This is a genomic window from Uliginosibacterium sp. 31-12, assembly GCF_030548425.1.
Lineage (GTDB): Bacteria > Pseudomonadota > Gammaproteobacteria > Burkholderiales > Rhodocyclaceae > Uliginosibacterium > Uliginosibacterium aquaticum.
The window spans coordinates 140,517-160,464 of record NZ_JAUOOA010000005.1; the positions used below are offsets into that span (position 1 = coordinate 140,517).

Genomic DNA, 19,948 nt, shown 5'->3' on the forward strand with positions numbered 1-19,948 from the left:
GAGGCCTCCGGCCGCCCATACGGACGTGGGGCCCAGCATAGCGCGAGCGGCCGGGCAAACGCAGGCAAAGGGGTATAATCCGCGCCCTCAACGAATGCAATTGTCACGGAAAGCCAACAATGGAAGCAGAACGCCTCAACGCCGTCGCCAACAAGATGTCCGAGCTCAAGAGCCGGGCAGATGAGCTGCGGAGGTATCTTTGACTACGACAACAAGTCGGAAAAACTGATCGAAGTCAGCAAGCAGCTCGAAGATCCGGCGATCTGGAATGATCCCAAGCGCGCCCAGGACCTTGGCCGCGAGAAAAAAGAACTCGAAGGCGTGGTGATGGTGCTCGACGGCGTGGCCGCGAGCCTCGTCGACTGTGCCGATCTGTATGAACTAGCCGTGGGCGAGGACGACGAAGACACCTTCGTGGCCGTTGAAGCTGACGTGGCCGACGTGGAAAAACGCGTCTCTGGCCTCGAATTCCGCCGCATGTTCAACAACCCGATGGACCCGAACCCGGCCTTCATCGAAATACAGTCTGGCGCCGGTGGTACCGAGTCGCAGGACTGGGCCCAGATGCTCGAGCGCATGTACCTGCGCTATTGCGAGCGCAAGGGTTTCAATGTCGAGCTGATGGAAGAATCCGAAGGCGAAGTGGCCGGCATCAAGAGCGCGACGATCAAGATCACCGGCGAATACGCCTACGGCCTGCTGCGCACCGAAACCGGCGTGCATCGCCTGGTGCGCAAGAGCCCGTTTGACTCGAACGCGCGCCGCCATACGAGCTTCGTGTCGGTCTTCGTGTACCCGGAAGTGGATGATTCGATCGAGATCGAGATCAACCCTGCCGACGTGCGTACCGACACCTACCGCGCCTCGGGCGCCGGTGGTCAGCACATCAACAAGACCGACTCCGCCGTGCGTCTGACCCACGTGCCGACCAACACCGTGGTGCAGTGCCAGAACGACCGTTCGCAGCACAAGAACAAGGACGAAGCCTGGAAGATGCTGCGCGCCCGCCTGTATGAGCTGGAGCTGCGCAAGCGTCAGGCTGAGCAGCAGAAACTGGAAGACACCAAGAGCGACATCGGCTGGGGCCACCAGATCCGCTCCTATGTGCTGGACCAGAGCCGTATCAAGGATCTGCGCACCAACTACGAAGTTGGCAACACCCAGGGCGTGCTCGATGGCGACCTGGATGGCTTCATCGAGGCCAGCCTCAAGCAGGGCGTGTAAGACCTGCTGCGCTCAACCCCGGAAGCCGGCCTGCCGGCTTCCGTCTCCCCGGCCCACGCATGATCGAACAGTCCGCCCCGATTTCAGACTTCGACCTCGCCGGCTTCCTCACGCCCGGCGTCGAGCCCGACGACGTCCCGGCGCTGTGGTCGCTGGTGCGCTCGCGCGAGCTGATCAACACCTTCATCACCCTGTTCCGGGGTGGCGAGGAAGAGGTGTTCATCCGCCTGCACGTGCTGCGCGAGATCAGCGCCCGAGCTGATCACCCGCGCTGGGAGCCGGACGAGCTGCGCCGCCACTTCGCCTACATCGATCCGATCAAGCTCGAAACCGTGCTCGGCCGCCTGCGTGGCAACGGTCTGTTGGTGTATGGCGAAGACGGCAGCTACCAGTTTTCCGACAGTGGCCGTAACGCCGTGGCCGCGATGGCCATGCTGCTCAGATTCGGCGACAACGAAGATTCCGAGCTGGGCTTCCTCACCACCCAGCTCGCCGGGATGCAGGCCACCGGCACGATCACACCGGAAGTGCTGCAGCACCTCCTGGCCAAGCTCAATGCGCTGACCGCTTCCTTTGAAGACGCCATCGCCTCAGGCTCCGAATTCCGCATTCTGGACGCCCGCTCGCGCCTCACTGGCAATGTGCGCTGGCTGGAAAAAGGCACCACCATCCTGCGTGGTCTGCTCTCCGAGGACGAAATCAGCCCCGAGACCAGCCGTGTCGCGCATGCCATCGGTCTGGCCCAAAGCCGCCTGGCCAGGGTCGATGCGGCCTTCCAGCGGGCCCTCAACAAGATCGAATCACAGCGCGTCACGCTCGGCGCCTCCGGCGTGTCGTCCTCGGATGCAGCCGCCTGGCTGCGTAGCCTGGATGTGCGCCGCATCGCCGCGCTGGCCGATGGCGCGCTCGGCGCCGGCCCGCAGATGCAGTTCATCGCCGGCGGCCATGAGCTGCTCGACCGCGCTGAAAGCTCGCTGTCCGAAGAAGTCCGCCAGATGGAGGCCGACGCCACTTTGCCGCCGGCCGAAGATGCGCCGCAGGACGAAGTCGCCCCGTCCGAAGACTTGGGCCTTCTGATCAAGCTCTCCGACAAGCTCGCCGGCATCCCGGCAGCAGCACCGGCCAGCAAGCTCATTCTCGGCGGCGGCTTCGGCCCGGCCAGCTACCGCCTCTCGCTGCTCTCGCTGCTCGGCAACGAGGAGGCCGGTGCCTCCGGCCCGGTGGCCGACCTCACCCAGATGCCCTACGACCTGCAGCTTGAAGACTGGCTGGTCGAAGTCATGGAAGACGAAATCTCGCACATGTCCGCCGGCAATGTCGTGCGGCGTGATGCCACAGTCGTGGAACCCAAGCCATGAACATCGAAATCACCGAACTCACCGCCCGTCTGCTGGCCCACCGCTGGCTACCGCGCGCAGATACCCAGGTGCGCCGCGCCCTAGTCGATGAAGCCTTCCGCCTCGAGCTGGAAACCAACCTCGCGGCAGTGGGCTTGCAACTGCTCGACAACCCCTTCGCCGAACATGTTGCCGTAGGTCTCAAGGATGAAGTCATGGACGCCGTATTTGGCGGCCGCGATTATCAAGCCAGCACCATGGGCCTCACCCGCGACGAGATCGCGCTGCTGATCGTGATCTGGGCGCTGATCATCCTCCCCAAGCGCGAGCGCCAACTCGGCCGCCGCCAACTCGGTGACGACGGTCAGAACGACATGTTTGGCCAGGAAAAACCCATCGAGCATGGCGACACCGTCTCCGGCGCGATCTCAGAAGCCTCACTGCTGGCCGACTTTGGCGCCCAGCTCGGCGGCCGCACCAAGATCCGCAACTTCGCGCTGGGCAAGCTCGCCCGCCTGGGCTTCATCGTGCGCAGCAACGGCTATCTGCATGAAGGCCCGCTGCTCGACGTACTGCTGGACTACCGCGTGCTGGCCGACCGCATCATCAACGGCACCCTGGCCGACGTGCTGGCCGCCGCCGGCCGCGCGCTGCCGGCCGGAATGGGTGAAGACGAAGAAGAACTGTTCGACGAGATCAACGCGATCGACGACGAAGTCGAAGCCCGCCGCTAACAACGGATCATAGATACGACATGTTCCACATCCGCGATATCGAACTCGTTCACTGGGATTTCTGGCGCCGCTTCACGCTGCCCCTGGATGCCCACATCATCACCATCGTCGGCCCCAACGGCTCGGGCAAAACCACCCTGCTGGACGCGATGCGCACACTCTTCGCGCTCAAGTGTTCGGGCAAGCGCGATTTCCGCCGCTATGTACGCCGCTCGAACCACGGCTTTGCGTGGATCCGCGCCACGGTCTCGAACCAGCCCGGCAACACCGGCAAGCGCCCTTTCTTCCCCTGCCTCAAGGACCAGGTCACGCTGGCCTGTCGCGTCAAGCGTGCTGGCGGTGACTGGAGCCGCGAGTACTGCATCGAAGATGGCAACGTCACCGTCGAGCAGCTCGAAGAAACCGCCCAGTTCGTGGGCCTGCGCGATTACCAGTCGCGCCTGGCCTACGCCGGCCTGACACCGGCCATCGCCAAGGTGCTGTCGCTCGAGCAGGGCGACACCGACAAGCTCTGCGAGTACTCGCCGCGGGCGCTCCTTGATCTGGTCTTCGACGTGTTCGGCGACAAGGAAGTGCTGGACAACTATCAGGCCGCCCGCGAAGAGCAGAAAACCGCCCAGCGCGAGCTGGAAGCGCTGGCGCTGGACCTGGAAAAGCTCAAGGCCCAGGCCGAAGCTCGCCGCATCGAAGCGGATCGCTTCCTCGAAGGCCGTGAATTGCAAGCCGAGGCCACCGCACTGGAGGCCGAGGCCATTCCACGTCTGGAAATCGCCGAATTGCAGGGAGAGATCGCCAGCTGGCGCGAGAAGCTCAAGCGCGCCCGCCATGAAGTGATTACCGCCATCGAAACCCGTGCTGCCTCGGAAGAACGCGTCGCCGCGCTAGCCGGAGAAAAGGCCCAGGCCGAAGCCTGGCTCACCGATGCCAGCAAGCGTCAGAAAGAGATCGACAGCCAGTGGCTCACCGCCCGTGATGCCCTGCGCGACGTGGAGAAGAAGCTCGCCGAACGCGATGCTTTGAGAGAGCGCGTGGCCAAGGAGCATGGCGCCGCCGCGCTGGACTCCGAAAACGCGGCCGCCAACGCCTACAACGAATGGCAAGGCGTGCGCACCAAGGTGCGCGAGCTTACCGCCCGTTTCGAAGACGTCACCGCCCGCCTGCGCGAAGCTCAGGGCAAGGGTGGCACGCCGCACGACAGCGAAGTGCAGCGCTTCCGCAGCGCGCTGAATGAAGCCGGCATCGAGCACAAGCTGCTGGCCGAGATCACCGAGGTGACGGACGCCAGCTGGCAAGGCGCCATCGAAGCCATCCTGCGCCCCTACCGCTCGCTGATCCTGCTTGAAAACGAAGGTGATCGCCATGAAGCCTGGGCACTGGGTGAGCGTGAGCGCTTCCGCCACTTTGTGGTGTCAGACCGCGCCCCCTGCCCTGACGCAAACCCCGGCAGCCTGCTCGAAGTCGTGCGTTTTGCCGGCGAGCCGCCGAAGTGGCTCTCCGAACTCCTGAACCGAATCCGCCGCGTCGATAATGCCCAGGCTGCGGCCAAGCTGCCGCGCGAGCAGGACTGGATCACCCGCGAGGGCTATCACCGCGAGCGCCGCGGCGCCCGCCACCTGGGTGTGCCGCACGACTTCTGGTTCGGCGAACTGGCCCGCACGGCCCGCCTCGAAGCCCTGCAGCAGGAAGTTGGCGAGCTCGACAAGCAACTCGCCTGGGCGCGCAAGAAGCAGGATACGGCTGAGGCGGCCATGCAAACCGCGCGCGAAAAGCTGCTCGGCATGCAGGCCGCCGAGCTGATGCTGGCCCGCGCCGCGGAATTCGAAGCCGCCGAACAGGACAAGGCCAGTCTGCAGGCCGCCCAGCAGCAGGCCGAAGCCACGCTCAACGAGGCCCGTAGCAAAGTCGACCAGTGCAAGGAGCGCCTCTCCGGCATCGCCATCGAAACCGACCGCCGCTCGCGTGATCTGGCTTCCGCCCGCGAGGTGCTGGCCCGAATGGCCACCGAATCACGTCCTCAACGCCTGGAGCAGGCCGCTCGCCTCCTGAAATTGCGCAGCAAGCGTCGCGGCATGCCGGCCGACTGGCTCTCACCCGCCGCCCAGGAAGAGCTTGCCGAGCACTATGGTGGCCTTTCGGGCGCACGCAACGAACTCTCGCGCCTCAAGCGCCGGCTCGTCGACGGCGAATGGCCTAGTGACGAAAACGTGCTGGTCATCAAGGAAAAACTCGGCCTGGAGCTCCATCAGCGCGAGGGCGACTACGGCCAGCGCATGGCCTACTCCGAGCGCACCAAGCAGATGGTGGACGAAGCCCGCGCCGCCTACATCGCGCGCCTGCGCGCCACGGTGCGCCAGTACGGCAAGAACCTTCGCGCTCTGGGCGATCTGGCCGGCATCAACGTCGAATGCCCGGTACCGGTGCTGGATAACGACGACAGCACGCTAGCTGCCGCTGGCCTCGAAGTGGCTTTCGACTTCGACCAGAAAGGCGCCCAGACGCTCAATGATGGTGAGGCTTCAGGCGGCCAGCAGGTGATGAAATCCCTGATCCTGCTGATCGGTCTATTGATGGACGATGCCCGCCCCGGCGGCTTCGTGTTCATCGACGAGCCCTTCGCCCACCTCGACGTGGCCAACATCGATCGCGTCGGTGCTTTCCTTCGCGCTACCCGCGCCCAGTATCTGATCACCACCCCGGTGACCCACAACGCCAATGTCTTCCAACCGGCCCAGCTCACCCTGGTCACCCGCAAGAAGAAACCAGCGGACGCCTGGGCCCCGCCGATCGGGGTTTTACGCCGCCAGATCGACTAAAACAGTTTTTTTGCGATCTACCCGGGGGTACGGGATCAAGCCCGGGACCTTCGCGTCGTAAATGACACGAAGCCCTGCTCGTTTCCGGACCCCCGCTGATGCGAACCGAAGTTGCCCTGCTGCGTCTGCTGAAGAAGCTCCAGTCCCTCGAAGCCTCGCGGGATCGCCTTGCCATCGCCGAATCACTGGTGGTGGCTACGCTGGAGATCCTCGATGCACGCTTCGCCCTGCTCCACGTTTTCCGTGCCACGCCCAGCGGCTATCTAACGGCCCCTCTGGCTTGGGCTGTCGCCGGCGGTGAATCGGCCACGACCAATTTCGATCACCTCGACGTTGACGAAACCCACCTCGCAGCCGAGCCCCTGCTCGAAGAATGCGCGCTCGCCCCCTCGGGCGTTACGACCCATAAGGAAGAAGGCGGCTTCGTGCTGGGTTTTGCCGTCGGTCCGCAAGGCTGCCCGGTCGCCGTGGCAGAAGTCCATTGCAATGAGCGCCCGGTCGACGAATTGTGTGCCTGTGTGCATGAATTGCTGGCGATCTACGCGGAACACGTCGGACTGCTCGACTACGCCGAGCTCGACACCCTCACCCGCCTGAACAACCGCAAGACCTTCGACGAGAACTTCGATCGTTTCATAGACCTGGCCCAGCAAGCGGCCCATCGCCGTGAAGAGCATCAGGCCAGTGAGCATGAAGAAGACCGTCACTGCTGGCTGGCCGTCGTGGATATCGACAAATTCAAACGTATCAACGACAGTTTTGGCCACCTTTTTGGCGATGAAGTGCTGATCCGCGTGGCCGATCTACTGCGCAAGAGCTTTCGCGGCAGTGACAAGTTGTTCCGCTTCGGTGGCGAAGAATTCGTGATCCTGCTGCGCCATGTCTCGGCGACCAACACCGCCCACATCCTCGAGCGCTTCCGCGAAACCGTGGAAAAGCATGAATTTCCGCAGGTCGGCCAGGTCACCTGTTCGGTCGGCTACGCACGCATTGACCCCACCCTCTCGCCGGCAGAAATCCTTGGCCACGCCGACGACGCGCTGTACTACGGCAAGGAAAACGGGCGCAATCAGGTGCAACAGTTCGAAGAATTGCTCAAGCTCGGCGTACTCAAACAAGCCCCTGCCCCCATGCTGGATCTGCAGGCGGATATCGACGAGCTGTTCAAATAGCCGTCTCCAAGGCTGCACGCGACTGGCGAGGTGCCCCCTGATCGGTCAAAATAGCGGACTTTCGCCAGCACGCCGCCGGCATCACCTTGCCCAAGACACCGATCATGTCCGAACAGACCACCCCGCCCGTCGAACAACCCGCGCAGGACGAGAACCACATCATCGCCGAGCGCCGCGCCAAACTTGCTGCCTGGCGCGAGACGGGCAAAGCCTATCCGAACGACTTCCGTCGCGAAAACCTCGCCGACAAGCTGCATGCCGGCTACGGCGAAAAGAGCCCGGAAGAGCTCGAGGCCACCCCGGTATCGGTCACGGTCGCTGGCCGCATCATGCTCAAGCGCGTGATGGGCAAAGCCAGCTTCATCACCATCCAGGACATGTCCGGCCGCATCCAGCTCTACGTCACCCGTGATGGCGTGGGCGAAGAAGTCTATGCCGCCTTCAAGGCCTGGGACATTGGCGACATCGTCGGCACCACCGGCAGCCTGTTCAAGACCAAGACCGGCGAGCTCTCGGTCAAGTCCGAAACCATCCGCCTGCTCTCCAAGTGTCTGCGCCCGCTGCCGGACAAGTTCCACGGCATGTCGAATCTGGAAATGCGCTACCGTCAGCGCCATCTTGATCTGATCACCAACGACGATTCGCGCGCCACCTTCATCGCCCGCAGCAAGCTGATCTCCGCGATCCGCCGCTACATGGACAATCACGGCTTCCTCGAAGTCGAGACCCCGATGATGCATCCGATCCCTGGCGGCGCTTCGGCCAAGCCATTCATCACCCACCACAACGCGCTGGATCAGCAGATGTTCCTGCGTATCGCACCGGAGCTCTACCTGAAGCGTCTCGTGGTCGGCGGCATGGAGAAGGTGTACGAGATCAACCGCAACTTCCGCAATGAAGGTCTCAGCCCGCGCCACAATCCCGAATTCACGATGATCGAGTTCTACGAAGCGTATGCGGACTACCGCACGCTGATGGACTTCGTCGAAGGCCTGCTGCGCCATGCCGCGCGCGAAGCACTGGGCACCGAGCAGTTCCAGTATCAGGGCCGCGACCTCGATCTGGGCAAGCCCTTCGACCGCCTCACCGTGATTCAGGCCGTGATGAAGTACTGCCCGGAATTCACCGAAGCCCAACTCACCGACGAAGCCTGGCTGCGCGAAGAGCTGGCCAAGCGCAAGGCGCTGCCCAAGGGCAACGTCGGCATCGGCGCACTGCAACTCGCGTTCTTCGAAGAAACCGCCGAGTCGCTGCTGTGGAACCCCACCTTCATCATCGACTACCCGGTGGAAGTCTCCCCGCTAGCCCGCGCCTCGGACGCCAACCCCGGCATCACCGAGCGTTTCGAGCTCTTCATCGTCGGCCGCGAAATCGCCAACGCCTTCTCCGAGCTGAACGACCCGGAAGATCAGGCCGAGCGTTTCCTCTCCCAAGCAAAGGCCAAGGACGCCGGTGACGAAGAAGCCATGTACTACGACGCCGACTACATTCGCACGCTGGAAAGTGGCCTGCCGCCCACCGGCGGCTGTGGCATCGGCATCGACCGTCTGGTCATGCTGCTGACCGACAGCCCGGCGATCCGGGATGTCATTCTCTTCCCGCAAATGCGCCCAGAATGAGGGCATAAGCCTACTGCGCGGCCAAATCTCGAAGCTCCGATGCCAACGTACAAGACGTACGTTTCCGCGCCTCGCTTCGACCTTTGGCCGCTCGCTACGGCTTCTGCCCACATTCCCGAGCATTCAAAGTTTCATCGCTCAACAAGCTGAAGATTTGGCAAGCTCGCATTCCAGGCAAGCATCTCCGCCTCTTTCATTATGGCATTCAACCAATATAATGATCATTAACAAGCTTTCCGATCATTATATTGATGTCAAAACGCTCAAACGCCCAATCAGCCCTTCCGCCTGAAGCCGCGCAACAACTTGTCCGGTTGGGAGAGCGCCTGCGCGCACACCGCACGCAGCAGCAATGGACGATTGCCGAAATGGCCGCCCGGGTGCTTTGCTCACCGACCACCTATCGCGCGCTGGAATCCGGCAAGCCCACGACCAGCACAGGCGTGCTCATGAATGTCCTGTGGCTGCTGGGGCAAGCGGACACCCTGGACGCAGTAGCCCCGGCCCCTGCCGCGCTGGCCAGCGGACGACGCGTCCGGCGCAAGGCAGGCAAACCCAAAGCCGGCACCATCAGCGAGGATGAACGTGATTTCTGAGCGCACCCTGTATGTGGGCCTTGCTGCCGACGCACACGGCGCACCGACGGCCGCTGGCATCCTCAAGCTTGCCCGCCGCGACATGATCGAATCAGGCTCTTTTGCCTACGGTCACCGCTACCTCGCCGAAGCGGGATCAATCGCGATCAACCCTCTGCATCTCCCACTGCAAAACGAGCCATTCGCCTTGCCAGAACGCCGTTTACGTGATGGCGGCGCGCTTCCACTTACCTTGCGTGACGCACTGCCTGATGCCTGGGGGCGCCTGGTGCTGGAGGCAGAACACGGGCCACTGAACGACATCGACGTTCTGCTCATGACCAACGCTGAGCGGGTCGGCGCGATGGTGTTTTCAGAAACCCTGCCCATTCCCGCCCCCGGCAATGATGGCGACTCTTTTGAGCTGGGCGCCCTGGCAGAAGCGGCCAACAGGCTCGAATTCCGCATGGATGTTCCGGCCGATCTGCGGCGCCTGCTGCAACCAGGCGGGAGCCTTGGCGGGGCACGCCCCAAAGCCAACTTCATCCATCAGGGGCGGCGCTGCATTGCCAAATTCCCGGCCCGGGACGATGAACTGGATGTGCAGTTGCTCGAAGCCGCCACCCTGAGCCTGGCACGCGCCTGCGGCATCCGGGTGCCGGCCTTCTGGCTGCTCCCGGTACCACGTGGGCATGCGCTGGTGCTGGAGCGCTTCGACCGGGAAGGCCCGGCCCGCGCTGAGCGCCGCATTCACTATCTCTCGGCCTCGGCTCTGCTCGATGTTCCCTATGCATCGTCGGCCGGCAGCTATGTCGAACTTGCCCAGGCCCTGCGCCGCATCTCCACTGAGCCGGCCGCAGACATGGAGGAGCTGTTCCGGCGCCTGGTGTTCAACATCCTTGTCGACAACAGCGACGATCACATCAAGAACCATGGCGTTCTACACGCGGGTGGCGCGCTTTACCGCCTTTCCCCCGCCTTTGACCTGGTTCCCCAGCGCATGAATCTGGGCAGCCAACAGTTGGCCATCCTGCCTGGCAAGTTTGATAGCCATCTCGACCTCGCCAGAGAAGCCGCCCCACACTTCGGCCTCTCACCCAAGCCGGCCGCCGAGATCATTACCAGCATTGCAGAGACAGTCAGAACTCAGTGGTTGAGCACGCTGCAAAGCCTTGGCGCCCCTGCGGAAATGCTTCGCGCCCTAGAGCCGCGCTTTGATGCCCAGTTCAGGACTGCTGGGGCCTCCAGCCTCCTTGCATCTTGAAGCAACTCAAGCCAAGCAAACAAATCGCTGGCACATACATCCGGGTTTGGGCAAGAATCTCGCCTTCACCAGAATTGGCCCGCACACCCCGAATAAGACGGGGTACACATGGGGGTATAAGACAAAATGAAAAGCATCAAACTCCAGATTACTCAATGCGTTGCTGAGCATTTCGCCACGCCGCAAATGCGTACGGAGTAGACACACGCACACTCAGCAGACAAACCGGGCTCGCGGCAACACGAGCCCGGTTTGTCCATTCAGCTCTCGAATCCTCGTCCAAACGTACAACCACCATGACCGTCTCATTGAACAGCCCGATGCCTGAACTCGCCGACCGTATCGAACGCGAAGGCATCGTCCAGGGCAACGAAATCCTCAAGATCGACCACTTCCTGAACCACCGCATCGAACCGGGCTTCATGCAGCGCATGGCCCGCGAAATTGCCGTCCGTCTGCGCCAGTTCAAGCCAGACATGATCCTCACCGCCGAAGCCAGCGGTATCGCGCCAGGCCTGATGGTTGCCCTCGAACTGGATGTGCCGATGGTCTATGGCAAGAAATACCATCCGGATGTCGAGATCCCCTCTATCTCGCGTGTGATCCCGTCCCCCACCAAGGGCGGGCAAGTCAAGATGGTCGTCAGCCAGAAATACCTCACGCCGGGTCTGCGCGTTGCCATCGTTGATGACTTTCTCTCCAACGGCCGCACTGCCACCGCCCTGGTAGAAATCACCAAGGAAGCCAACTGCACGCCAGTCGCCGCCGCCTTCCTAGTTGCCAAGAGCTTCAAGCAAGGCCACAAGATGCTCGAAGCCGCCGGCGTCCCCGTTGTCACACTGGCTCAGGTTGACGCACTGATCGATGGCAAGGCGATTCTCCACAAAGGCTGAAAGCTGCCGTAAAAGCTAGACAAACGCGCCAAGCCCTATATAATGCGCGGCTCGCGGAGAGGTGGCAGAGTGGTCGAATGTACCTGACTCGAAATCAGGCGTAGGTGTAAGCCTACCGTGGGTTCGAATCCCACCCTCTCCGCCACTGATGCAAATAAAAAAGCGCCTCCTGAGGCGCTTTTTTATTTTCCCGTCACGAATTGCCAAAGCCTTGCACGCAACGCAAGAAATCAGCGGCTGACGCCGTGGCGGCGAGGAAAAGACGGGGAGTGTTGGAAAAACCTGGAAAACCTGAGGGGCTTGCTGTGGTGCCGGGAAAGGGACTCGAACCCTTACACCTTGCGGCGGCGGATTTTGAATCCGCTGCGTCTACCGATTCCGCCATCCCGGCACGGGAGGAGGCGCGGATTATGGCTCAAGCCTCGCTGTAACTCAAGCCGAATCATGCTCACGCTCGACGATTTTGATTATTTTCTGCCCCCGGAACTGATCGCGCAAACAGCGCTGCCCGATCGCTCAGCCTCGCGTCTGCTGGTCGCAGGCCCCGACAGCCTTGAAGATCTTGTATTCCGCGACCTTCCCGGATTGCTGCGCGCCCACGATCTGCTTGTTCTTAATGACAGCCGTGTACTGCATGCACGCCTCTTCGGCCACAAGGAAAGTGGTGGTCAGGTTGAGGTGATGGTGGAGCGCCCGATTGGAGATCACGAAGTGCTGGCCATGATCCGGGCCAGCAAATCCCCCAAACCGGGCGGACGCATCCGGCTGATGGAGGCCTTTGACGTTGAAGTAATTGGCCGCGCCGGCGCAAATCAGGAGTTTTTCCAGTTACGTTTTCCGACCGACGCTTCGGCCGTCGATTACATCGAGCGCTACGGCAAGTTGCCACTCCCGCCCTATATCGAGCACAGCGCCGATTCGGGCGATGAAACCCGTTACCAGACGGTGTATTCGCGTGAGCTGGGCAGCGTGGCTGCCCCCACGGCAGGCCTGCATTTCGATGACGAGCTGTTTGAAGCACTGGATGCCAAGAGGGTGCGTCGCGCCTTTGTGACCCTGCACGTCGGCGCCGGCACCTTCCAGCCGGTGCGCGAGCACGACCTCTCAAAGCATCAGATGCATCGCGAGTACTACAGCATTCCGCAGGACACGGTGGATGCGATAGCCACCACGCGGGCAGCCGGCGGACGGGTGATCTGTGTGGGAACAACCGCGCTGCGCGCGCTGGAGTCTGCCGCGCAACACGGAGAAGTGAGAGCTGGCAGCGACGAAACCGGCATTTTCATCATGCCCGGCTACGAGTTCCGCGTAGCGGATGCACTAATCACGAACTTCCACCTGCCCAAATCGACCCTGCTGATGCTGGTTTCGGCGCTGGCGGGCGTCGATACGATCCGCCAGGCTTATGCTCATGCCATCGCAAACCGTTATCGCTTCTTCAGCTATGGTGACGCGATGTTCCTGAACCGGGCGCGCTGAGCGCGCCCGGAAGAGGTTGGGCTCAGGATTTTCCGGCAGCGTCCGCAGCAGGGCTTTCGAAGCCACCACCCAGTGCAAGATAGGCATTCGTGCGCTGCATCAGGAATTCGCTCTGCATGCGCAGCAGGGCAGACTGCGCCGCATAGGTGGCCAGTTGCTGCTGCTGCAGGGCGCGCATATCGCCCGAGCCGACCTTCACCCGCACACCGGCCAAATCCAGCGCACGCTGGTTTTCGGCCGCACTGCGCGTGAGGATGGCCGTGCGCTTGCGGGCGGAGATCTCGGCAGAGAGCGCGTTCTCGACTTCAGCGAAGGCTCTCGCGCCCACCTTGGCATATTCAGCCACGGCCTGTTTCTGCTCGGCACTGCGGACTTCTACCTGCCCTTGCAGCGCCCCGCCAGTGAAGATCGGTGCGAGCAGACTCGCGCCCAGCCCCCAAACCGGATTGTCGCGCTCCTTGAGCAGGAACACATCACTGGAAATGGCGTTGACGTTCCCCGTTAATGAGAGACGCGGCAAGCGGGCTGCCTTGGCCTCATCCACACGCGCAAACGCTGCCGCCACACGCCGCTGTGCGGCAATCACGTCCGGGCGCCGCTCCAGCAACTCGGAGGGCAAACCGGCCGGAATGTCGCCTGCCACCTGTGGAAGCTGGGCGGGCAACTTCAGCGACTGCCCGGGATAACGCCCCAACGCAACTTCCAGCGCACGCACGGCCTGGGTCTCAGCCAGCTCTAGTTGCTGCACGGCATCCAAATAGCCCTGCAACGCGACCTGAGCCTGAGCCACTTCCAGACCATCACCTCGCCCAATGCGTTGGCGCTCCTCGGCGTATTTCAGCAGCTGGGCAGAAGATTCCTGCATTTTCCGGGCAAGCTGCTTCTGCTGCCCAGCTTCGATCGCCTGCAGATAGCTCTTAGTCACCAGCGCGACTAGCGATTGGCGCGCGTACTCCGCATCCGACACAGCCGAAGCATACTGTTGCGACGCAAATTCACGCCCACCACGCACCCGCCCCCACAGATCCAGCTCCCAGCTAGCAAACAAGCCCACCACACTTATGCCGGAACCGTCGCCACCAGACTGAGCCAAGCCATCCTTCGCGATAAAATTCACCTGCGGAAGCAAGGAGGAGCCAGCCACCCTGGCATACGCAGCCGCCTGCTCGACACGGCTGGCTACAACCTTGAGGTCAGGATTGTTGAGCAAGGCCTCGGCAACCAATGCCGATAGTTGCGGATCCTGGTACTGATCCAGCCAGCCCGGCACCACCGCACCGATTGCTGCGGCCTGCCACTGCCCCGGCAGCGGCGCCGCCGGCAGGGCCTGCCGATACAGCTCGTCTGCCGCAGGCGGAGTCGTCAGGGCGCAAGCGCCCAAGGCGGATGCCAGCGCCAGCAACAGGGCTGGCCGCATGAATGAAGTCTTATCCATCAGGCTCTCCCGCTCAGTGCAGCTTCAACACCAGGTAGTTCGTATAGGCGCTAACGCGAATGAACACCTTGCGCAAAATGTGGATAGCCGCCACCGAATCCGTGTACACCGCCGCCTGACCCGCTGCACCGGCGGCCATGAAGAGATCCTTGTCTTTCTCGGCCACGTCGAACTTCACCGCAAAACGTCCCGGTGGAGCCGTCAGCACACCGGTCATTGGCATGGTCCCGCTGGGAGGCATCTGACCCTGGCCCTGGGCCCAGATAATGGAATCGACCTTGGCCTTGATGACCTTGCCCGGCGTCGTATAGAGCACGAACTCGGCTTCGTTGCCCGGCTTGATCTGATGTAACTCGTTCTGGCCGTACAGGGCCACCACCTGCCCGCTCGTTTCCACCAGACTCATAACCGCGTTAAAAGGCATGGCCGCCACAAAGGCGCCCGGACGCAGCTGGAGGTTAACGACATAGCCATCAACCGGCGCGCGCACCGTGGTCTGATCCAGCTCCCACTTGGCGTTATCGAGCTGGGAGCGGATGGCGGCCACTTCGGCATAATCATTGCCCACTCTGGCCGACAGTTTCTGCTCGACCTGGGTCTGGCTGGCCAGGGCCTGCACTTCGGCACTGCGTGCCTGAGCCTCGGCACTGCGCGCCGCATCCAGATTGGCTTCCGCCTCTTTCAGATCCGTCTCGGCCTTCTCCAGATCGAAACGATTACCGGCACCCGTCGCAACAAGCTCCTTGTTCTGCTCCACCCGCTTGCGGGCCAACTCGAGCTTGGCCTGCACTTCACGCACCCGCGAACTGGCCGCCTGAATGCCACCCTGGGCTTCACTGACCTTACCCTTGGCGCCCTTGAGTTGCTCAACCAGCTGGCGCTGATTGCCTTCGGCATTCGCCAGCTGCGCTTCGAAGCCACGCACGGCCTGCTGGTAAGGCGTCGGATCGATGCGGAACAGCACATCCCCCTTCTTGACCGGGCGATTCCCCTCCTCGACCGGAACCTCGATCACGCGACCACGCACCTGGGCCACGATGGGGACGGTGTATTTGAATACCCGCACATCTGAAGAAGACGGCGCCACTACGTTCAGGGTCAGGATCATCACGGTCAGCGCAATCACCGGAATGGTCACCACAATCACCTGCGAAGTCAGATTCCAAGGTAGCCATTTCTTCTTGATGAAGACAAACCAGACGATGGCGGAATAAATACCGAGTAGCAGGATATCCATCTCAGTTCGCCCCCCCTTGAGTCTGATTCAGGCGCGTTTCCAGCGCCGCAATGCGTTGCATGAGAGCAGCCACGTCAGCCTTCTCGGCGGCAGAGACTTGTGCCAGCCCCTTCTCGGTGGCTGCGAGACGTTCCTTGTCATGGAACTCATCGCTTTTATCCGTTCCATAAGCGGCCTTGTGCAACACCGGCTTGGTGTAGGCCCACAACCAGGCCAGAGGCCAGAGCAGACCACCGAACACCAGCGACAGCAGGCACAAAGTGGTAATCGCGGGGGTCTGCGGATGGTGCTTCTTGTGCGCAATCTTTTCAGGCAGGACATGCACGATCCAGAACAGACCGATGACCACTGGTGGCACGATGAGCAGCACCACCACGGCCATGAAGTCGGCCACGGCATCGAGTGCTTCCCCATGCAGGAAGCTGGCTTCAGCAGCCAGCGGCAGGGCACCGATCAACAACAAGGGCAGGCAACGCAACAAGCGCTGCAGCGACGAGGTTTTCATGAGCAACTCTCCGGTCATGGTCAAACAGAACGGTATCCAAACGGATACTAATTCAACACTCGCATGCTCCCGACCTGGTGTCGCTGCGCCGCAACACCGGCTTAGAGCGCCCCGCAGGCGAGATCCTGTATCCTTGCGAACCTGTTTCAAGTCTTGGCGACATGCCTGTCGCCCACGCCCAGCCATGCATTTCCAGCTTCTCTCCACTTCAGGCCAAGCCCGCCGCGGCCGCCTGCAACTCGCGCACGGCATCGTCGAAACGCCGGTGTTCATGCCCGTAGGTACCTATGGCACCGTCAAGGCCATGAGCCCGCACGAGTTGCTGGAAATCGGCGCCCAGATCTGCCTGGGGAATACCTTTCACCTGTGGCTACGCCCGGGAATGGAAGTTTTCAAGCAGTTCGGTGGTCTGCATGGCTTCATGGGTTGGGACAAACCCATCCTCACCGATTCGGGCGGCTTCCAGGTGTTCTCCCTCGGAGCTCTGCGCAAGATCACCGAGGAGGGCGTGAAGTTTTCCTCGCCGATCAATGGCGACAAGCTCTTCCTCACCCCCGAGATCTCGATGCAGATCCAGCACGGCCTGAACAGCGACATCGTGATGATCTTCGACGAGTGCACGCCCTACCCCGCCAGCGTGGATGAGGCTGCCAAATCGATGCGCATGTCGGCGCGCTGGGCACGCCGGTCGCGTGACGAACACGACAAACTCGAGAACCGCAACGCCCTTTTTGGCATCGTCCAGGGGGGGATGTACGAAGATCTGCGCGACGAATCTCTGGCAGGCCTGCAGCAGATCGGCTTTGACGGTTACGCCATCGGCGGGCTGTCAGTTGGCGAGCCGAAAGAAGATTTTTACCGCGTACTGGCCCACACCGGCCCGCGCTTGCCGGCGGACAAGCCGCACTACCTGATGGGCGTCGGCACGCCAGAAGATCTCGTATATGGCGTGTCACAGGGCATCGACATGTTCGACTGCGTGATGCCTACCCGCAATGCCCGCAACGGCTGGTTGTTCACGCGCTGGGGAGATCTCAAGATCCGCAACGCCAAGCACAAGCAGGACACCCGCCCGATCGACGAGAGCTGTGAGTGCTACACCTGCCGCCATTTCTCGCGCGCCTATCTGCACCATCTGGATCGCGCCCAGGAAATGCTCGGGCCGCGCCTGATGACCATCCACAACCTGCATTACTACCAGCATCTGATGCGTGAAATCCGTGCCGCCATCGAAGCCGATGACTACGCCGGATTCCAGCTGCGTTTTGCGGCGGAGCGGCAGCGCGGTGCCTGATTTCGCTCAGGCCGACCTGCCCGCAAGGGCTGTTATACTCGGCCGCCTTAAAGACCCCATTTACGGAGCCTGACCATGATTTCCGACGCTTTCGCACAGACTGCTGCCTCTTCCGACCCCACCGGCGGATGGATGGGCCTGCTGCCCATGATCCTGATGTTCGTGGTGCTGTACTTCCTGATGATCCGCCCGCAGCAGAAGCGCGCCAAGGAACACAAGTCGCTGCTCGACGCACTGGCTGCAGGCGACGAAGTAATCACCAGCGGCGGTATTGCCGGCAAGGTTGCCAGCGTGGGCGAGAACTTCGTCAAGATCGAAATCGCCAGCGGCGTGGAAATCTCGGTGCAGAAACCGGCCGTGGCCACCGTGCTGCCCAAGGGCACGCTGAAGGGCGCGTAATGCATTGACGGGGGCGCCAGCCCCCGTTTGCATGCAGCCCTTGCGCCACGCCGCGTCCCGCTTCGCGTTCTGTTTCGCGTCACTTCCTACCCAGTCATTCACCATGAACCGTTATCCGCTCTGGAAGAACCTGTTGATCGGCCTTGTGCTGGTCCTCGGCCTGCTCTACACCCTGCCGAACTTCTTCGGTGAAGTACCGGCCGTTCAGGTTTCGGCTGCCCGCTCGACCACCAAGGTCGATAGCAATATCGAACGCCAGGTGCTTGCGGCACTATCCGCCGCCAGCATTGAACCCACGGGCCTGATTCGCGATCCGGCGGGGCTGCGTGTGCGCCTGGCCAACGAAGACATCCAGCTCAAGGCGCGTGATGTGATCGAACACGCTCTGAACCCGGATGCCCAGAACCCCGGTTTCGTGGTGGCGCTGAACCTGTTGTCGGCCAGCCCGCAATGGCTCACCTCTATGGGTGCGCTGCCGATGTATTTGGGTCTCGATCTGCGCGGTGGCGTGCACTTCCTGCTCCAGGTGGACATGAAGGGCGCAGTAACCAAGCAGCTTGACGCCACGGCTGGCGACCTGCGCAGCCTGCTGCGCGAGAAGAACCTGCGCCATGGCGGCATCAACCGCGAAGGCGAAACCCTTGTCGTACGCCTGCGCAGCGAGGACGACCGCAAGAAAGCCAGCGGCTACATACGTGATGCGCGCGGCACCGATTTCCAGCTGGTTGAACGCACGGATGGCAGCGAATTCCTGATCATCGGCAGCCTGACCGAAAAGGGTCGCCGCACCATCCAGGAAGACGCCATCAAGCAGAACATGGTGACTCTGCACAACCGGGTCAATGAACTCGGCGTGGCCGAACCGGTCATCCAGCAACAGGGGGCGGACCGCATCGTGGTGCAGCTGCCTGGCGTGCAGGACGTCGCCAAGGCCAAGGATCTGATTGGCCGTACCGCCACCCTTCAAGTGCGCCTGGTAGCGGAGGACGCCAATCCGATGAGCCCGCCAGCCGGCACCGATGTTTTCCCGGAAACTCGGGGCACCGAAAGCTACCCGGTAGTCGTGAAGAAACAGGTCGTGCTGACCGGCGACCGTTTCGTCGGTGCCCAGGCCTCGTTCGACTCGCAGAACCAGCAGCCGGTCGTTTCGGTGCGCCTGGATGCAGCCGGTGGCCGCGTGATGCGCGATACCACCCGTGAGAACCTCAAGAAACGCATGGCGATCATCCTGTTTGAAAAAGGCAAGGGAGAAGCCATTTCGGTCGCGACCATCCAGGGTGAATTCGGTAACCAGTTCCAGATCAGTGGCGCCTTCAGCACCGAAGAATCCAACCGCCTCTCGATCCTGATCCGCTCCGGCTCGCTGGCTGCGCCGATGGACATCATCGAAGAACGCACCATCGGCCCGAGCCTTGGCGCAGAGAACATCAAGAAAGGTTTCGAGTCGACACTCTGGGGCTTCGTTGCCATCGCCGTGTTCATGTGCGTGTATTACATGCTCTTCGGCCTGATCTCGACGCTGGCCCTGGGCGCCAACGTGCTGCTGCTGATTGCGCTGCTGTCCTTGTTCCAGGCCACCCTGACCCTGCCCGGGATTGCAGCTATCGCTCTGACGCTCGGGATGGCCATTGACGCCAACGTGCTGATCAACGAACGTATCCGCGAGGAACTGCGCAACGGCGCCAGCCCGCAAGCAGCCATCTCGGCCGGTTACGAGCACGCCTTCGACACGATTCTTGACTCCAACGTGACGACGCTGATCGCCGGTATCGCGCTGCTGGCCTTCGGCTCCGGCCCGGTCAAGGGCTTCGCGGTGGTGCACTGCCTGGGCATCCTGACTTCGATGTTCAGCGCCGTGATGGTTTCGCGCATGATCACCAACTTCGTCTACGGCAGCCGCCGCAAGCTTGAAAAGCTCGCCATCGGCCAAGTCTGGCGTGCCACTGCTGAATAAGCGCCAGGAGAGAA

Annotated in this window: 16 protein-coding genes and 2 tRNA genes; 14 read left to right on the plus strand and 4 right to left on the minus strand. The window is 62.1% G+C overall.

Annotation, left to right across the window (positions count from 1 at the left end):
* The first annotated feature begins 119 nt into the window (after positions 1-119).
* From prfB to Q3Y64_RS11380, 10 genes are all read left to right on the plus strand, one after another.
* A protein-coding gene (prfB, locus tag Q3Y64_RS11335; protein WP_216821651.1) for a peptide chain release factor 2 occupies positions 120-1,224 on the plus strand; the annotation gives its coding sequence in 2 pieces (ribosomal slippage) (positions 120-200 and positions 202-1,224; 1,104 coding nt in all).
* A 59-nt stretch (positions 1,225-1,283) separates the two neighbouring features.
* Positions 1,284-2,582, plus strand: coding sequence for a hypothetical protein (locus tag Q3Y64_RS11340; RefSeq protein ID WP_173893971.1), 1,299 nt, complete (start codon positions 1,284-1,286; stop codon positions 2,580-2,582).
* Positions 2,579-3,295, plus strand: coding sequence for a hypothetical protein (locus Q3Y64_RS11345; protein ID WP_303561896.1), 717 nt, complete (start codon positions 2,579-2,581; stop codon positions 3,293-3,295). Before Q3Y64_RS11340 ends, Q3Y64_RS11345 begins: the two co-directional genes overlap by 4 nt.
* Before the next feature lie 20 nt (positions 3,296-3,315).
* Positions 3,316-6,108: an AAA family ATPase gene (locus tag Q3Y64_RS11350; protein WP_303561898.1), complete on the plus strand. Its 2,793-nt coding sequence runs from the start codon at positions 3,316-3,318 to the stop codon at positions 6,106-6,108.
* Between the two features lie 98 nt (positions 6,109-6,206).
* Positions 6,207-7,280, plus strand: coding sequence for a GGDEF domain-containing protein (locus Q3Y64_RS11355; RefSeq protein WP_101941084.1), 1,074 nt, complete (start codon positions 6,207-6,209; stop codon positions 7,278-7,280).
* Positions 7,281-7,384: 104 nt separating this feature from the next.
* A complete protein-coding gene (gene lysS, locus Q3Y64_RS11360; RefSeq protein ID WP_303561901.1) occupies positions 7,385-8,899 on the plus strand; it encodes a lysine--tRNA ligase in 1,515 nt (504 codons plus the stop codon).
* A gap of 251 nt (positions 8,900-9,150) precedes the next feature.
* Positions 9,151-9,495, plus strand: coding sequence for a helix-turn-helix domain-containing protein (locus Q3Y64_RS11365; RefSeq protein WP_303561903.1), 345 nt, complete (start codon positions 9,151-9,153; stop codon positions 9,493-9,495).
* Positions 9,479-10,738 carry a type II toxin-antitoxin system HipA family toxin gene (locus tag Q3Y64_RS11370; RefSeq protein ID WP_303561905.1) on the plus strand — a complete coding sequence of 420 codons (1,260 nt, stop codon included), beginning with the start codon at positions 9,479-9,481 and terminating at the stop codon, positions 10,736-10,738. Before Q3Y64_RS11365 ends, Q3Y64_RS11370 begins: the two co-directional genes overlap by 17 nt.
* A 296-nt stretch (positions 10,739-11,034) precedes the next feature.
* A complete protein-coding gene (locus Q3Y64_RS11375) occupies positions 11,035-11,631 on the plus strand; it encodes a phosphoribosyltransferase family protein (RefSeq protein WP_303561907.1) in 597 nt (198 codons plus the stop codon).
* 55 nt (positions 11,632-11,686) lie between these two features.
* Positions 11,687-11,776: transfer RNA gene (locus tag Q3Y64_RS11380), tRNA-Ser, on the plus strand.
* Between the two features lie 161 nt (positions 11,777-11,937).
* Here the strand turns inward: Q3Y64_RS11380 and Q3Y64_RS11385 are convergent.
* Positions 11,938-12,022: transfer RNA gene (locus Q3Y64_RS11385), tRNA-Leu, on the minus strand.
* 50 nt (positions 12,023-12,072) lie between these two features.
* On the opposite strand from Q3Y64_RS11385, the gene queA reads away from it, so the two are divergent.
* Complete coding sequence (gene queA, locus Q3Y64_RS11390) at positions 12,073-13,110, plus strand: tRNA preQ1(34) S-adenosylmethionine ribosyltransferase-isomerase QueA (protein WP_303562176.1); 1,038 nt, start codon at positions 12,073-12,075, stop codon at positions 13,108-13,110.
* Between the two features lie 22 nt (positions 13,111-13,132).
* Here queA and Q3Y64_RS11395 read toward each other — a convergent pair whose 3' ends face one another.
* The 3 genes from Q3Y64_RS11395 to Q3Y64_RS11405 are packed head-to-tail and all read right to left on the minus strand — an operon-like array spanning position 13,133 to position 16,287.
* Entirely contained in the window at positions 13,133-14,545 is a 1,413-nt protein-coding gene (locus tag Q3Y64_RS11395) for an efflux transporter outer membrane subunit (RefSeq protein WP_303561909.1), read from the minus strand.
* A 13-nt stretch (positions 14,546-14,558) separates the two neighbouring features.
* On the minus strand, positions 14,559-15,782 hold the full coding sequence (locus Q3Y64_RS11400; protein WP_101941088.1) for an HlyD family secretion protein: 1,224 nt from the start codon (positions 15,780-15,782) through the stop codon (positions 14,559-14,561).
* A gap of 1 nt (position 15,783) precedes the next feature.
* Positions 15,784-16,287 carry a DUF3302 domain-containing protein gene (locus Q3Y64_RS11405; RefSeq protein ID WP_216821652.1) on the minus strand — a complete coding sequence of 168 codons (504 nt, stop codon included), beginning with the start codon at positions 16,285-16,287 and terminating at the stop codon, positions 15,784-15,786.
* Positions 16,288-16,471: 184 nt separating this feature from the next.
* Here Q3Y64_RS11405 and tgt point away from each other — a divergent pair, with 184 nt between their 5' ends.
* From tgt to secD, 3 genes are all read left to right on the plus strand, one after another.
* Positions 16,472-17,581, plus strand: coding sequence for a tRNA guanosine(34) transglycosylase Tgt (tgt, locus tag Q3Y64_RS11410; protein WP_303561913.1), 1,110 nt, complete (start codon positions 16,472-16,474; stop codon positions 17,579-17,581).
* Between the two features lie 75 nt (positions 17,582-17,656).
* The gene (gene yajC / locus Q3Y64_RS11415; protein WP_101941090.1) at positions 17,657-17,980 is read left to right on the plus strand and encodes a preprotein translocase subunit YajC; all 324 of its coding nucleotides are present in this window, start codon (positions 17,657-17,659) and stop codon (positions 17,978-17,980) included.
* Between the two features lie 103 nt (positions 17,981-18,083).
* On the plus strand, positions 18,084-19,934 hold the full coding sequence (gene secD, locus Q3Y64_RS11420) for a protein translocase subunit SecD (protein WP_170021018.1): 1,851 nt from the start codon (positions 18,084-18,086) through the stop codon (positions 19,932-19,934).
* Positions 19,935-19,948: the final 14 nt, after the last annotated feature.